Origin of the sequence: Pseudomonas sp. PDM21 (assembly GCF_014852505.2) — a bacterium.
Classification (GTDB): Bacteria; Pseudomonadota; Gammaproteobacteria; order Pseudomonadales; family Pseudomonadaceae; genus Pseudomonas.
Map to the genome: position 1 here is coordinate 1,490,683 of NZ_CM181223.1, position 12,337 is coordinate 1,503,019.

Sequence of the window (12,337 nt, forward strand, 5' to 3'; positions counted from 1 at the left end):
GAGCCATGAGCAAGACCCTCCATCACCGTGCGTGCCACCTGTGCGAGGCCATCTGCGGCCTGACCATCGAGACCGAGGACGAGCGCATCCTCTCGATCAAGGGCGATGCCCTGGACAGCTTCAGCCGCGGCCACGTCTGCCCCAAGGCGGTGGCGCTGCAGGACATCCAGAACGACCCGGACCGCCTGCGCCAGCCCGTGCGCCGCGTCGGCAACGAGTGGCAGCCGATCGGCTGGGACGAGGCTTTCGAGCTGGTCGCCACGCGTCTCGCCGAGATTCGTTTACGCCATGGCAACGACGCCGTGGCCGTGTACCAGGGCAATCCCAGTGTGCACAACTACGGGCTGATGACCCACAGCAACTACTTCCTCGGCCAGCTGAAGACCCGCAACCGCTATTCGGCGACCTCGGTGGACCAGCTACCGCATCATCTGGTCAGCCAGCAGATGTTCGGCCATGGCCTGCTGATCCCGATTCCCGACATCGACCACACCGACTTCATGCTGATCCTGGGCGGCAACCCGCTGGCCTCCAACGGCAGCATCATGACCGTCCCGGACGTGGAGAAACGCCTGAAGGCGCTGAAGGCGCGCGGTGGCAAGCTGGTGGTGGTCGACCCGCGCCGCACCGAGACGGCGGCGCTGGCGGACCAGCATCTGTTCGTCCGTCCCGGCGAGGATGCAGCCTTGCTGCTGGGCATCCTCGACACGCTGCTCAGCGAAGGACTGACCCGCGCAACCGCCTTGCCGGTGAATGGTCTGGAGGCGGTACGCGAAGCGCTGGCGCCGTTCAAGGTCGAAGCCATGGCCGCGCGCTGCGGTGTGCCGGCCGAGGATATCCGCCAGCTGGCGCGGGCTTTCGCCGCCGCCGATAAGGCGGTCTGCTACGGGCGCATGGGTGTTTCGACGCAAGTCTTCGGCAGCCTGTGCCAGTGGCTGGTGCAACTGATCAACCTGGTCACCGGCAACCTCGACCGCGTCGGCGGCACCCTGTGCACCACGCCGGCGGTGGACCTGGTGGCGACCACTGCGGGCGGCGCTTTCAATCGCTGGCAGAGCCGCGTGTCCGGCCTGCCGGAATACGGCGGCGAGCTGCCGGTGGCGGCGCTGGCCGAGGAAATGCTCACCGAAGGGGAGGGGCAGGTGCGCGCGCTGGTGACGGTGGCCGGCAACCCGGTGCTGTCCACGCCCAATGGCCGTCGCCTGGAGCAGGCGCTGGATGGCCTGGAGTTCATGCTCAGCGTCGATCTGTACATCAACGAGACGACCCGCTACGCCGACCTGATCCTGCCGCCCACCGCGCCGCTGGAGCACGATCACTACGACACCACCTTCAATGTCTTCGCAGTGCGCAACGTCACCCGCTTCAACGAGGCGATACTGCCCAAGCCCGAAGGGGCGCTGCACGACTGGGAAATCTTCGTCGGCCTGGCCAAGGCCTACGCTGCGCGCCAGGGAGCTGAGCTGAAGCCGACCATGGCGCCGGAGCAGATGATTGAAATGGGCTTGCGCTTTGGTCCCTACGGCGACGCCAGCGAGCACAAACTCAACCTGGCGCGGCTGCGCGAGCACCCGCACGGGCTGGACCTGGGGCCGCTGCAGCCGAACCTGGCGCCGCGCCTGAAGACCGCCAGCCGCAGCATCGAGGCGGCACCGGAGATTTTCCTCAACGACCTGCGCCGCTTCGCCGACAGCCAGTCGCATGCCATCGACCAACTGCTGCTGATCGGCCGCCGCCACGTGCGCAGCAACAACTCGTGGATGCACAACTATCACCGCCTGGTGAAGGGCAAGCCGCGCCACCAATTGCTGATGCACCCGCAGGACCTGGCGTCGCGCGGGCTGGTGGACGGGCAGAAGGTACGGGTGCGCTCGCGGGTCGGCAGCATCGAGATCGAAGTGGCTTCCAGCGATGAAGTCATGGCCGGCGTGGTCAGCCTGCCCCACGGCTGGGGCCACGGGCGACCGGGAGTGCAACTGGCCATCGCGCGCGAGCAGGGCGGTGCCAGCGCCAACGACCTGACCGACGAGCGCCACCTGGATGCACTCTCCGGCAACACTGCGCTCAACGGCGTGCCGGTGGAGGTCGAGGCGGCCTGACAAGCTGACGCACGTCACCTGCAAAGCCGAGCGTTGCACTCGGCTTTGCAGTACAATGCGCGGTACCGTGCCGGCCTGTGCCCCCAGAGGCGACTGCCGGGTCAGTGTCTGATAGTTAAGCCGAGGAAGTTCATGGATATCATCGATACCATCAAAGAGCAGATCTCCAGCAACCCTGTTCTGCTGTACATGAAGGGTTCGCCGAACGCTCCCCAGTGCGGTTTCTCGTCCCGCGCCGCGCAGGTGCTGATGGCTTGCGGCGAGAAATTCGCCTATGTCGACATCCTGCAGAACCCGGAAATCCGCGCCAACCTGCCCAAGTACGCCAACTGGCCGACCTTCCCGCAACTGTGGGTCGGTGGTGAACTGGTCGGCGGCAGCGACATCCTGGCCGAGATGTTCGAGAAGGGTGAGCTGCAACCGCTGATCAAGGACGCCGTGAGCAAGGCCAACGCCTGAGTCTTTCGTGCTGTCGCACAAAGCCCCGCCTTGGCGGGGCTTTGTTTTTGGGAAGAAATAAAAGATGACTGAACAGACGCGGGCCAACGCCGCGCGCTGGGCGTGCGGATACTGCTTCGCCATGGGCGGGATGGTCCATGGCAGCGTGATGGGGCGGGTGCCGGCCCTCAAGAGCATGACCGGGGTCGACGAGCAGCAACTGGGCCAGGCGCTTCTGGGCGCTGGCTTCGGCGCGCTGCTGGCGTTCGCCTTCGCCGGCGCGCTGGTGCGGCGCTATGGCAGCCGGGCGATCACCGTGATTTCCGGGTTGGCGCTGATGGCGACCTTCCCCTTGCTCGGGCTGGCGCAGGATGTCTGGGTACTGGCGGCGGGCTTCCTCGCCGTCGGCCTGACCTTTGCGACCATGGACGTGGCGATGAACACCCAGGCGGTGGAAGTCGAGCGGCGTCTCGGCCGCCCGTGCATCTCCAGTTTGCATGGCATGTACAGCCTGGGTGGGCTGGTCGGTGCTGTCGGCGCGGCAGCCTTCGCCGACCTCGCGCCGATCTGGCACTTCAGCCTGCTGGCACTGGTCGCCGTGGCGATCCTGCCGTTCTTCGCCCGCCATTTGTTCGAGGGACGTCCGGAACCTATGGAGGAGGAGGCGCCAGCCCAACGTGGCTGGCGCCTGCCGCCACCGGCCTTGATCGGTCTGGGCTTGCTGACCCTCTGCGCGTTCGTTTCCGAAGGAGCGGTCGCCGACTGGGGCGCCTTGCTGCTGCACCAGGTGCTGGGCGCGTCCGAACGCCTGGCAGCGCTGGGCTTCGCGGCATTCTCCGCGACCATGGTGCTGGGCCGGCTGTTCGGCGATCGCCTGCGAGTGCGCTTCGCCGACGAGGCGCTGGTGCGCAACCTGGCGCTGCTGGCCATCGCGGGCATGTTCCTGGCGCTGTTCAGTCCGTGGGTTGCCGGCGCGATTGCCGGATTCGCCCTGGTGGGCGCGGGACTGTCGGTAGTGGTGCCGATCCTGATCGGCGCGGCGGGCAACCGGCCGGGCGTCGAGCCTTCGCGCGGCGTGGCGGCGGTAGCGTCGTTCGGCTATGGCGGCTTGCTGATGGGCCCGCCGCTGATCGGCTTCCTCGCCGAGCACGTGGGCCTGCGCCTGTCGTTGCTGGTGGTGGTGGGGCTGTGCGCAGGGTTGGTGCTGAAGGCGTCACTGGTGCGCCGTCCGCCAAAGGCGAACGTCTAGAAGGAGAGGGCACCGGCGTCCACAACAGCGCCGGTGCCTTTTTTCTATCAGTCGTCTTCGTGCATGTGCGACTGCAGGTAGTTTTCCAGACCGACTTTCTGAATCAGGCCCAGCTGGGTTTCCAGGTAGTCGATGTGCTCTTCCTCGGACTCGAGGATGTCCTTGAGCAGGTCGCGGCTGACGTAGTCATGCACGCTTTCGCAATGCACGATGGCGTCGCGCAGGTCCTTGCAGGCCTTGAGTTCCAGGTTCAGGTCGCACTGCAGCATTTCCTGGGTGTTCTCGCCGATCAGCAGCTTGCCCAGGTCCTGCAGGTTGGGCAGGCCTTCGAGGAACAGGATGCGTTCGATGAGCTTGTCGGCGTGCTTCATCTCATCGATGGACTCGTGGTACTCGTGCGCGCCGAGGCGCTTCAGGCCCCAGTCGTTCCACATGCGCGAGTGCAGGAAGTACTGGTTGATGGCGATCAGCTCGTTGCCGAGGATCTTGTTCAGATGCTGGATGACTTTCTTGTCGCCTTTCATGCCGGGGTCCTGCCGTGTGGAGTGGGAGAGATTGAAATTCTCGCGCCCTTATAACCATCTGTCAAACATAAGTCCTTGAATTTGTTATAAAAAGGAATATGAATGCGAATGTTTTCATTCCGCAACTTGGCGCTAAACCACTGAATTACGGGCATAAAAAAACCGGGCCAGAGCCCGGTTTCTTTGGAATTTTGGCTGAATCGATCAGCGGTCTTTTTTCTCAACCCGCCGCGTAGGCCAGGTTGTAGTTCATCGCCTGGGCGCTTTGCAGCTCGCCGAGGGTATCGCGAACCACCTGTTTGGCCAGGCAGGCGCACTTGCCACATTGAGTGCCGACGCCGGTGCACTCGCGCACTTCACGATAGTTGCAGGCGCCGTCGTAGATCGCATCGCGGATCTGAGTATCGGTAACACCGTTGCAGAGGCAGACGTACATGGTTGCACTACAGTCGCTGTGGGGTTGTTGGAAGCGATACTAATAATAATGAGAATGATTGTCAAAATTTACCACGAACCCCTTTCGTGGTCTCCGATAAATGGTCGTGAGGTCAGTGAATCAGCCGCGAAAGCCGCATGGATGAAGGCGTTGCGCGCCAGGTGTATGATGGCTGCCCCACTGGAGCGGCAACCCCTCAAGCTCGGCAGTTTCGACCAGGCAGCGGGCTTTTCGCTCCCAAGCGCCTCACCATTTCCGGAGACAAGGAATGAGCGTACTCGTAGGTAAGAAAGCTCCCGATTTCAACGTGGCCGCCGTGCTGGGCACCGGCGAGATCGTCGACAGCTTCGTGCTGTCCGAAGCCATCAAGGGCAAGTACGGCCTGGTGTTCTTCTACCCGCTGGATTTCACCTTCGTGTGCCCATCCGAGCTGATCGCCCTGGACCACCGCATCCCCGACTTCCAGGCGCGCAACGTCGAAGTGATCGGCGTTTCCATCGATTCCCACTTCACCCACAACGCCTGGCGCAACACCCCGGTGGACAAGGGCGGCATCGGCCCGGTCAAGTACACCCTGGCCGCCGACATCACACACGAGATCGCCAAGGCCTATGACGTCGAATCCGAAGGCGGCGTGGCTTTCCGTGGTGCCTTCCTGATCGACCAGAACGGCGTGGTGCGTTCGCAGATCGTCAACGACCTGCCGCTGGGCCGCAACATGGATGAGCTGCTGCGTCTGGTCGACGCCCTGCAGTTCACCGAGGAGCACGGCGAAGTCTGCCCGGCCAACTGGAAGAAGGGCGACAAGGGCATGACCGCCTCGCCCGAAGGCGTTGCCGCCTACCTGGCCGAGAACGCCGGCAAGCTGTAAGGCTGCTGGTGAATAAAAAAGCCCCGCGATTGCGGGGCTTTTTTATTCAGGAAGGCGCGATCAGTGATCGTCTTCCATCCAGCCGCCGAATTCCTTCCAGCGGTTGACGATGCCGCAGAACAGCTCGGCAGTCTTCTCGGTGTCGTAGCGCGCCGAGTGGGCCTCGCGGTTGTCGAACTCGATGCCGGCGGTCTGGCAGGCCTTGGCCAGGACGGTCTGGCCGTAGGCGAGGCCGGCGAGGGTAGCGGTGTCGAAGCTGGAGAACGGGTGGAACGGATTGCGTTTCACGCCGCTGCGGTTCACCGCCGCATTGAGGAAGCCCAGGTCGAAGCTGCTGTTGTGGCCGACCAGGATCGCCCGCTTGCAGCCATTGGACTTCAGCGACTTGCGGATGCCGCGGAAGATTTCAGTCAGCGCCTGTTCTTCCGGCACGGCCATGCGCAGCGGGTGGTCCAGCTTGATGCCGGTGAACTCCAGCGCCGCCTGCTCGATGTTGGCGCCTTCGAAGGGCTCCACACGGAAGAAGTAGGTGTGCTCGGGGAACAGGTAGCCGCTTTCGTCCATGCCGATGGTGACGGCAGCGATTTCCAGCAGGGCGTCGGTGCCAGCGTTGAAGCCACCGGTCTCGACGTCTACCACGACCGGCAGGTAGCCACGGAAGCGGCGCGCCATCGGGTGGCGCGGGCCGGGCGGGAAGGAACCGTCGAGTTCTTCTTCGAAGATTTCGTTCTCGTCACTCATGCCTCGGTCTCCAGCAGGCGCCAGCGCAGTTTTTCACCCGCGCGCAGCGGGACGACGTCGAAATCGCCGAACGGCAGGGCCGCCGGGGCTTCCCACTCTTCGCGGACCAGGGTGATGCGGTCGCTGTTGCGCGGCAGGCCGTAGAAATCCGGGCCGTGGAAGCTGGCGAAACCTTCCAGCTTGTCCAGCGCATTGCGCTGTTCGAAGGCTTCGGCGTACAGCTCGATGGCGGCGTAGGCGGTGTAGCAGCCGGCGCAACCGCAGGCGGCTTCCTTGGCGTGGCGCGCGTGGGGGGCCGAGTCGGTGCCGAGGAAGAACTTCGGGCTGCCGCTGGTGGCGGCATCCAGCAGGGCTTCCTGATGGGTGTTGCGCTTGAGGATCGGCAGGCAATAGAAGTGCGGGCGGATGCCGCCAACCAGCATGTGGTTGCGGTTGTACAGCAGGTGGTGTGCGGTGATGGTGGCGCCGACGTTGGCCGGGGCGGCCTTGACGAAGGCGGCGGCGTCGCCGGTGGTGATGTGCTCGAAGACCACCTTGAGGGTCGGGAAACGCTCGACCACGCGGGTCAGGTGTTCGTCGATGAAGCGCTTCTCACGGTCGAACACGTCGACCTCGGCGCGGGTCACTTCGCCGTGTACCAGCAGCGGCAGGCCGACTTCGGCCATGGCTTCGAGCACGTGGAAGATGTTGTCGACGCTGGTGACGCCGGAATCGGAGTTGGTGGTGGCGCCGGCCGGATACAGCTTGGCGGCGTGCACGAAGCCGGACGCCTTGGCAGCGCGGACTTCCTCGGCGCTGGTGCGGTCGGTGAGGTACAGCACCATCAGCGGCTCGAAGCGGCTGCCGGCGGGACGGGCGGCCAGTATACGCTGGCGGTAGGCGTCGGCTTCGGCGGCGTTGCGTACCGGCGGGACCAGGTTCGGCATGATGATGGCGCGGCCGAAGGTGCGGGCGGCGTCGCCGACGGTTTGCGCGAGTGCGGCGCCGTCGCGCAGGTGGATGTGCCAGTCGTCGGGGCGCAGGAGTGTCAGGCGGTCGGACATGCGGATTCCAGGGGTGCGGTTGCAGCGGGAAGAGGGTGAAATGCTACCGGAAAAGGCCGCCGCCGGCACTCGCTATCAAGTTTTGCCGAGGTCGACCGATAGAATCTGGGACGCCTCTTTATCTGTATGGAAGCCACCGTGCGCCAACCCTCCCTTCTCCTGCTCGCTCTCTGTGCCAGCCTCCCGGCCTGGGGGCTGACCTTCCAGACGCGCATGGAAAGTGCGCAATGGACGGTGGAGGGTGACCAGTTCGAGTGCCGGCTGTCGCAGAGCGTGGCCGGTTTCGGCCTGGGCGAGTTCGTCTGGCGCGCCGGCGAGCAGCCGACCTTCCGTCTCAAGCCGCAGACGGGCTGGCTGGGCAGCGGCTCGGCAACCCTGCTGGCGGCCGCGCCGCCGTGGCGTCCGGGGCAGGGCGACCTGAACCTGGGGGCGGTGCAGGTGGGCTCGGGCGAGGTGCCTTTCAACAGCACCCAGCAGCAGGCCGGGCGCCTGCTCGGCGGCCTGCTGGAGGGACGTGCTCCGGAGGTTCGCCACCGCACGCGCACCGGCGAGAACCTGCTGGTACGGTTGATGCCAACGCGTTTCGCCGACGGATACGTGAAGTTCCAGGACTGTTCGACGAAGATGCTCCCGGTCAACTTCGACCAGGTGCGCCAGAGCCAGGTCGGCTTCCCGGACGGCGGCACCGAGGTCGATCCGCTGGGCCGCGCCAAGCTGGACATCATCCTGCAGTACATGAAGGCCGATCCGACGGTGAATCGCATCGAGCTGGACGGCCATTCCGACAACGGTGGCAACCGCCTGGCCAACCGCGAGGCCTCGCGCCGTCGCGCCATCGCGGTGATGGAGTACCTGAAGGCCAATGGTGTGGCGGAATCGCAGATCACCGTGCGCTTCTACGGTGAGCGCTACCCGCTGGTGAAGAACAACTCCGCCGCCAACCGCGCGAAGAATCGCCGGGTAACGGTGAACCTGTCCCGCGAGGCGGTCGTCGAGCAGGCACCCGCCGAAGCCCCGCCAGCCCCTGCCGCACCGGCTCCCAGCACCGCCAGCGCGCCGGCTCAGGGCGCGCCGGCAGCGCCTGCCGCCAACGCTGCCAACCCACCCGCCACGCCGCCCGCGACACCCAAGGGCTGACCCGCGGCGTCGGGTCGCACCGACGATAGTATTTGTCGCTTTGTCGTCAAAAGCTGTCGCCCCTCTGTAAATTATTCCGAGCGGACAGTAGAATCGGTCCCTTTCGTGACAACCCCCGTGGAGTTGAGTGGCATGGCGGACGTGAAGAAGGTAGTCCTGGCGTATTCCGGTGGCCTGGACACCTCGGTAATTCTGAAGTGGCTGCAGGATACCTATAACTGCGAAGTGGTGACCTTCACCGCCGACCTGGGTCAGGGCGAGGAGGTCGAACCGGCCCGCGCCAAGGCCAAGCAGATGGGCGTGAAAGAGGTCTTCATCGAGGACCTGCGAGAAGAATTCGTCCGCGACTTCGTCTTCCCGATGTTCCGTGCCAACACCGTCTACGAAGGCGAGTACCTGCTGGGTACCTCCATCGCCCGTCCGCTGATCGCCAAGCGCCTGATCGAGATCGCCAACGCCACCGGCGCTGACGCCATCTCCCACGGCGCCACCGGCAAGGGCAACGACCAGGTGCGTTTCGAGCTGGGCGCCTACGCGCTCAAGCCGGGCGTGAAGGTAATCGCTCCCTGGCGCGAGTGGGACCTGCTGTCCCGCGAGAAGCTGATGGACTACGCCGAAGCGCACAACATCCCGATCGAGCGCCACGGCAAGAAGAAATCGCCGTACTCCATGGATGCCAACCTGCTGCACATCTCCTATGAAGGCGGCGTGCTGGAAGACACCTGGACCGAGCACGAAGAGGACATGTGGAAGTGGACTGTCTCCCCGGAGAAGGCCCCTGACACCGCCACCTACATCGAGCTGACCTACCGCAAGGGCGACATCGTCGCCATCGACGGCAAGGACATGACTCCGGCCCAGGTACTGACCGAGCTGAACCGCATCGGCGGCGCCAACGGCATCGGCCGTCTGGACATCGTCGAGAACCGTTACGTCGGCATGAAGTCCCGTGGCTGCTACGAGACCCCTGGCGGCACCATCATGCTCAAGGCGCACCGTGCCATCGAGTCGATCACCCTGGACCGCGAAGTCGCTCACCTCAAAGACGAGCTGATGCCACGCTACGCCAAGCTGATCTACACCGGCTACTGGTGGAGCCCGGAGCGCGAAATGCTCCAGCAGATGATCGATGCCTCCCAGGAACACGTGAACGGCGTCGTGCGCCTGAAGCTGTACAAGGGCAATGTCATCGTCACCGGCCGCAAGTCCGACGACTCGCTGTTCGATGCCAACATCGCGACCTTCGAGGAAGACGGCGGCGCCTACAACCAGGCCGATGCCGCTGGCTTCATCAAGCTCAACGCGCTGCGCATGCGTATCGCCGCGAACAAGGGCCGCAAGCTGTTCTGATAAGCTTGCGTCTCCCGTGACAAGCAGACCCCGGCCACGAGCCGGGGTTTGTGTTTATAAGCCCGCACTCCGGGCACCTGATGAGGAAAGAACCGATGAGACTGCTGCACACCATGCTGCGCGTCGGCGACATGGACAAATCCATCGCCTTCTACACCGAAGTCCTGGGCATGACCCTGCTGCGTCGCAAGGATTATCCGGACGGCCAGTTCACCCTGGCCTTCGTGGGCTACGGCAACGAAGACGACAACAGCGTCATCGAGCTGACCTACAACTGGGGCGTGGACCAGTACGAGCTGGGTACCGGCTATGGCCACATCGCCCTGGAAGTGGCGGACGTCTACAAGGCCTGCGAGGACATCCGCTCCCGTGGCGGCAAGATCACCCGCGAGCCGGGCCCGATGAAGCACGGCACCAGCATCCTGGCCTTCGTCGAAGACCCGGACGGCTACAAGATCGAGCTGCTGAGCCCGCAGCGCAAGGACTGATCCTTCGGCTGTCGTCGAAGCGTCCTTCGAGAAACCCCGCCCTCCCCGGCGGGGTTTTTCTTTTCCGGCTGTCATCAGAAAGTCATCGCAGCGTTCATACTCAAGGGGCATCGACGTCGGACGCGTCGATTGCGGAAGCAGTTTCCGCCATTCGCTTGTCACAGTCAGAAGGAGCGCGCTGCGGGCCGGAGAATCCCCGCCGCGACGCCCCCGGCAATGACGGCCGAATGGACGGCCGCATCGATTTATCGGAAAGCCGCGCGCTCTGGTGCCCGGCTTCCATCGTCAAGGAATACAGCATGTCCCCAAGACCGGTAAACAATGCCTCGGTCAGCCCCAAGGGCAGCCTCGAAACCCTCTCCCAACGTGAAGTCCACCAGCTCAGCGAAGCGGGCTCGGGCAGTACCTACAAGCTCTTCCGCCAGTGTGCCCTGGCCATCCTCAACACCGGCACGCAGATCGACAACGCCAAGCACATCCTCGACGCCTACCGCGACTTCGAACTGGAAATCCACCAGCAGGACCGCGGCGTGCGCCTGGAACTGTTCAACGCGCCGGCCGACGCCTTCGTCGACGGCGAGATGATCGCCAGCACCCGCGAGATGCTTTTCAGCGCTCTGCGCGACATCGTCTACACCCAGAACGCCCTGAACAGCCGGCGCTTCGGCCTGGACAGCTCGGCCGGCATCACCGATTACGTCTTCCACCTGCTGCGCAACGCTCGTGCCCTGCACGCCGGCGTGGAGCCGAAGATCGTCGTGTGCTGGGGCGGCCACTCCATCAGCACCAACGAATACAAGTACACCAAGAAGGTCGGCCACGAACTGGGCCTGCGCAGCCTCGACGTCTGCACCGGTTGCGGCCCGGGCGTGATGAAGGGCCCGATGAAGGGCGCCACCATCGGTCACGCCAAGCAGCGCATCACCGATGGCCGCTACCTGGGCCTGACCGAGCCGGGAATCATCGCTGCGGAGGCGCCGAACCCGATCGTCAACGAACTGGTGATCCTGCCGGACATCGAGAAGCGCCTCGAAGCCTTCGTCCGTGTCGGCCACGGCATCATCGTGTTCCCGGGCGGCGTCGGCACGGCGGAGGAGTTCCTCTACCTGCTGGGCATCCTCATGCACCCGGAAAACCAGGACATGCCGTTCCCCCTGGTGCTCACCGGCCCGCGCAGCGCGGCGGCCTACATCGAACAGCTGCATGCCTTCGTTGGTGCAACGCTGGGCGAGGCGGCGCAGAAGCGCTACCGCATCATCATCGACGATCCGGCGGAAGTGGCGCGGGAAATGAGCACCGGCCTGAAGCGGGTCAAGCAGTTCCGCCGCGAGCGCAATGACGCCTACCACTTCAACTGGCTGCTGAAGATCGACGAGGGCTTCCAGCGCCCGTTCGAGCCGAGCCACGAGAACATGGCCGGCCTGGATCTGGGCCGCGACGTGCCGCCCCACGAACTGGCGGCGAACCTGCGCCGGGCGTTCTCCGGCATCGTCGCCGGCAACGTGAAGGACCGCGGCATCCGCATGATCGAGGAGTTCGGCCCGTACGAGATCCACGGCGACGCGGCCATCATGGAACCGCTGGATGCACTGTTGCAGGCCTTCGTCGAGCAGCACCGCATGAAGTTGCCGGGCGGCGCGGCGTACGAGCCGTGCTACCGGGTGGTGCAGCGCGCTGGTGTAGCGGTGTGAGCCTGTAGGAGCAGGAAACAAAAAGCCCCGCCAGAGTGCGGGGCTTTTTCATGCAGGTACTTCGCTTAGGAGAAGGCTTACAGATCGAAATCGTAGTCGGACAGTTGGCGCTGCAGGCGACGCTCTTCCAGGTAGTTGTCGATGATGCGGCGCTTGGTCAGGTTGGTCTTGGCGACCTCTGCCGAGGATTCGGCGCCGTCATCGCTGTCGTCTGTGCTGACATCGTCCTCGAGTTCGAGGTCTTCTTTGTCGTTTGCCATTCGGTGCACT

The 12,337-nt window shown here is 64.5% G+C and carries 13 protein-coding genes; 8 read left to right on the top strand and 5 right to left on the bottom strand.

Going from position 1 to position 12,337, the window contains the following annotated elements; translation table 11 throughout:
- The first annotated feature begins 5 nt into the window (after nucleotides 1-5).
- The 3 genes from IB275_RS07035 (at nucleotide 6) to IB275_RS07045 (ending at nucleotide 3,786) form a co-directional block, all read left to right on the top strand.
- Nucleotides 6-2,099, top strand: a complete 2,094-nt coding sequence (locus IB275_RS07035; protein WP_192289627.1) for a molybdopterin oxidoreductase family protein — start codon at nucleotides 6-8, stop codon at nucleotides 2,097-2,099.
- Nucleotides 2,100-2,231: 132 nt separating this feature from the next.
- Complete coding sequence (gene grxD / locus IB275_RS07040) at nucleotides 2,232-2,558, top strand: Grx4 family monothiol glutaredoxin (protein ID WP_017521010.1); 327 nt, start codon at nucleotides 2,232-2,234, stop codon at nucleotides 2,556-2,558.
- A gap of 64 nt (nucleotides 2,559-2,622) precedes the next feature.
- Complete coding sequence (locus IB275_RS07045; protein ID WP_192289625.1) at nucleotides 2,623-3,786, top strand: MFS transporter; 1,164 nt, start codon at nucleotides 2,623-2,625, stop codon at nucleotides 3,784-3,786.
- 47 nt (nucleotides 3,787-3,833) lie between these two features.
- Here IB275_RS07045 and bfrB read toward each other — a convergent pair whose 3' ends face one another.
- The gene (gene bfrB / locus IB275_RS07050; protein ID WP_017521012.1) at nucleotides 3,834-4,310 is read right to left on the bottom strand and encodes a bacterioferritin BfrB; all 477 of its coding nucleotides are present in this window, start codon (nucleotides 4,308-4,310) and stop codon (nucleotides 3,834-3,836) included.
- Nucleotides 4,311-4,530: 220 nt separating this feature from the next.
- Nucleotides 4,531-4,746: a bacterioferritin-associated ferredoxin gene (locus IB275_RS07055; RefSeq protein WP_081517708.1), complete on the bottom strand. Its 216-nt coding sequence runs from the start codon at nucleotides 4,744-4,746 to the stop codon at nucleotides 4,531-4,533.
- Between the two features lie 268 nt (nucleotides 4,747-5,014).
- Between IB275_RS07055 and IB275_RS07060 the strand changes: the two genes are divergently transcribed.
- Nucleotides 5,015-5,617, top strand: coding sequence for a peroxiredoxin (locus IB275_RS07060; protein ID WP_081517709.1), 603 nt, complete (start codon nucleotides 5,015-5,017; stop codon nucleotides 5,615-5,617).
- A gap of 60 nt (nucleotides 5,618-5,677) precedes the next feature.
- On the opposite strand, the gene rnt is transcribed toward IB275_RS07060, so the two are convergent.
- The gene (gene rnt / locus IB275_RS07065) at nucleotides 5,678-6,358 is read right to left on the bottom strand and encodes a ribonuclease T (protein WP_037011317.1); all 681 of its coding nucleotides are present in this window, start codon (nucleotides 6,356-6,358) and stop codon (nucleotides 5,678-5,680) included.
- On the bottom strand, nucleotides 6,355-7,401 hold the full coding sequence (pyrC, locus tag IB275_RS07070; RefSeq protein ID WP_192289623.1) for a dihydroorotase: 1,047 nt from the start codon (nucleotides 7,399-7,401) through the stop codon (nucleotides 6,355-6,357). Before pyrC ends, rnt begins: the two co-directional genes overlap by 4 nt.
- A gap of 138 nt (nucleotides 7,402-7,539) precedes the next feature.
- Between pyrC and IB275_RS07075 the strand changes: the two genes are divergently transcribed.
- The 4 genes from IB275_RS07075 to ppnN all read left to right on the top strand — a co-directional run bounded on the left by IB275_RS07075 (nucleotide 7,540) and on the right by ppnN (nucleotide 12,067).
- Nucleotides 7,540-8,538 (top strand): flagellar protein MotY, encoded by a 999-nt coding sequence (locus IB275_RS07075; protein ID WP_285886419.1) that lies wholly within the window; start codon nucleotides 7,540-7,542, stop codon nucleotides 8,536-8,538.
- A 132-nt stretch (nucleotides 8,539-8,670) separates the two neighbouring features.
- The gene (locus tag IB275_RS07080) at nucleotides 8,671-9,888 is read left to right on the top strand and encodes an argininosuccinate synthase (RefSeq protein ID WP_151186177.1); all 1,218 of its coding nucleotides are present in this window, start codon (nucleotides 8,671-8,673) and stop codon (nucleotides 9,886-9,888) included.
- 95 nt (nucleotides 9,889-9,983) lie between these two features.
- Nucleotides 9,984-10,376 carry a lactoylglutathione lyase gene (gene gloA / locus IB275_RS07085; protein WP_045209838.1) on the top strand — a complete coding sequence of 131 codons (393 nt, stop codon included), beginning with the start codon at nucleotides 9,984-9,986 and terminating at the stop codon, nucleotides 10,374-10,376.
- 299 nt (nucleotides 10,377-10,675) lie between these two features.
- Nucleotides 10,676-12,067, top strand: coding sequence for a nucleotide 5'-monophosphate nucleosidase PpnN (gene ppnN / locus IB275_RS07090; protein ID WP_192289619.1), 1,392 nt, complete (start codon nucleotides 10,676-10,678; stop codon nucleotides 12,065-12,067).
- A 77-nt stretch (nucleotides 12,068-12,144) separates the two neighbouring features.
- On the opposite strand, the gene IB275_RS07095 is transcribed toward ppnN, so the two are convergent.
- Nucleotides 12,145-12,327: a PA3496 family putative envelope integrity protein gene (locus tag IB275_RS07095; RefSeq protein ID WP_138212521.1), complete on the bottom strand. Its 183-nt coding sequence runs from the start codon at nucleotides 12,325-12,327 to the stop codon at nucleotides 12,145-12,147.
- Nucleotides 12,328-12,337: the final 10 nt, after the last annotated feature.

Bases quoted from the DNA above. Each gene is read 5' to 3' on its own strand.
- IB275_RS07035 (WP_192289627.1), top strand. From the start codon at position 6: ATGAGCAAGACCCTCCATCACCGTGCGTGCCACCTGTGCGAGGCCATC.
- grxD (WP_017521010.1), top strand. From the start codon at position 2,232: ATGGATATCATCGATACCATCAAAGAGCAGATCTCCAGCAACCCTGTT.
- IB275_RS07045 (WP_192289625.1), top strand. From the start codon at position 2,623: ATGACTGAACAGACGCGGGCCAACGCCGCGCGCTGGGCGTGCGGATAC.
- bfrB (WP_017521012.1), bottom strand. From the start codon at position 4,310: ATGAAAGGCGACAAGAAAGTCATCCAGCATCTGAACAAGATCCTCGGC.
- IB275_RS07055 (WP_081517708.1), bottom strand. From the start codon at position 4,746: ATGTACGTCTGCCTCTGCAACGGTGTTACCGATACTCAGATCCGCGAT.
- IB275_RS07060 (WP_081517709.1), top strand. From the start codon at position 5,015: ATGAGCGTACTCGTAGGTAAGAAAGCTCCCGATTTCAACGTGGCCGCC.
- rnt (WP_037011317.1), bottom strand. From the start codon at position 6,358: ATGAGTGACGAGAACGAAATCTTCGAAGAAGAACTCGACGGTTCCTTC.
- pyrC (WP_192289623.1), bottom strand. From the start codon at position 7,401: ATGTCCGACCGCCTGACACTCCTGCGCCCCGACGACTGGCACATCCAC.
- IB275_RS07080 (WP_151186177.1), top strand. From the start codon at position 8,671: ATGGCGGACGTGAAGAAGGTAGTCCTGGCGTATTCCGGTGGCCTGGAC.
- gloA (WP_045209838.1), top strand. From the start codon at position 9,984: ATGAGACTGCTGCACACCATGCTGCGCGTCGGCGACATGGACAAATCC.
- ppnN (WP_192289619.1), top strand. From the start codon at position 10,676: ATGTCCCCAAGACCGGTAAACAATGCCTCGGTCAGCCCCAAGGGCAGC.
- IB275_RS07095 (WP_138212521.1), bottom strand. From the start codon at position 12,327: ATGGCAAACGACAAAGAAGACCTCGAACTCGAGGACGATGTCAGCACA.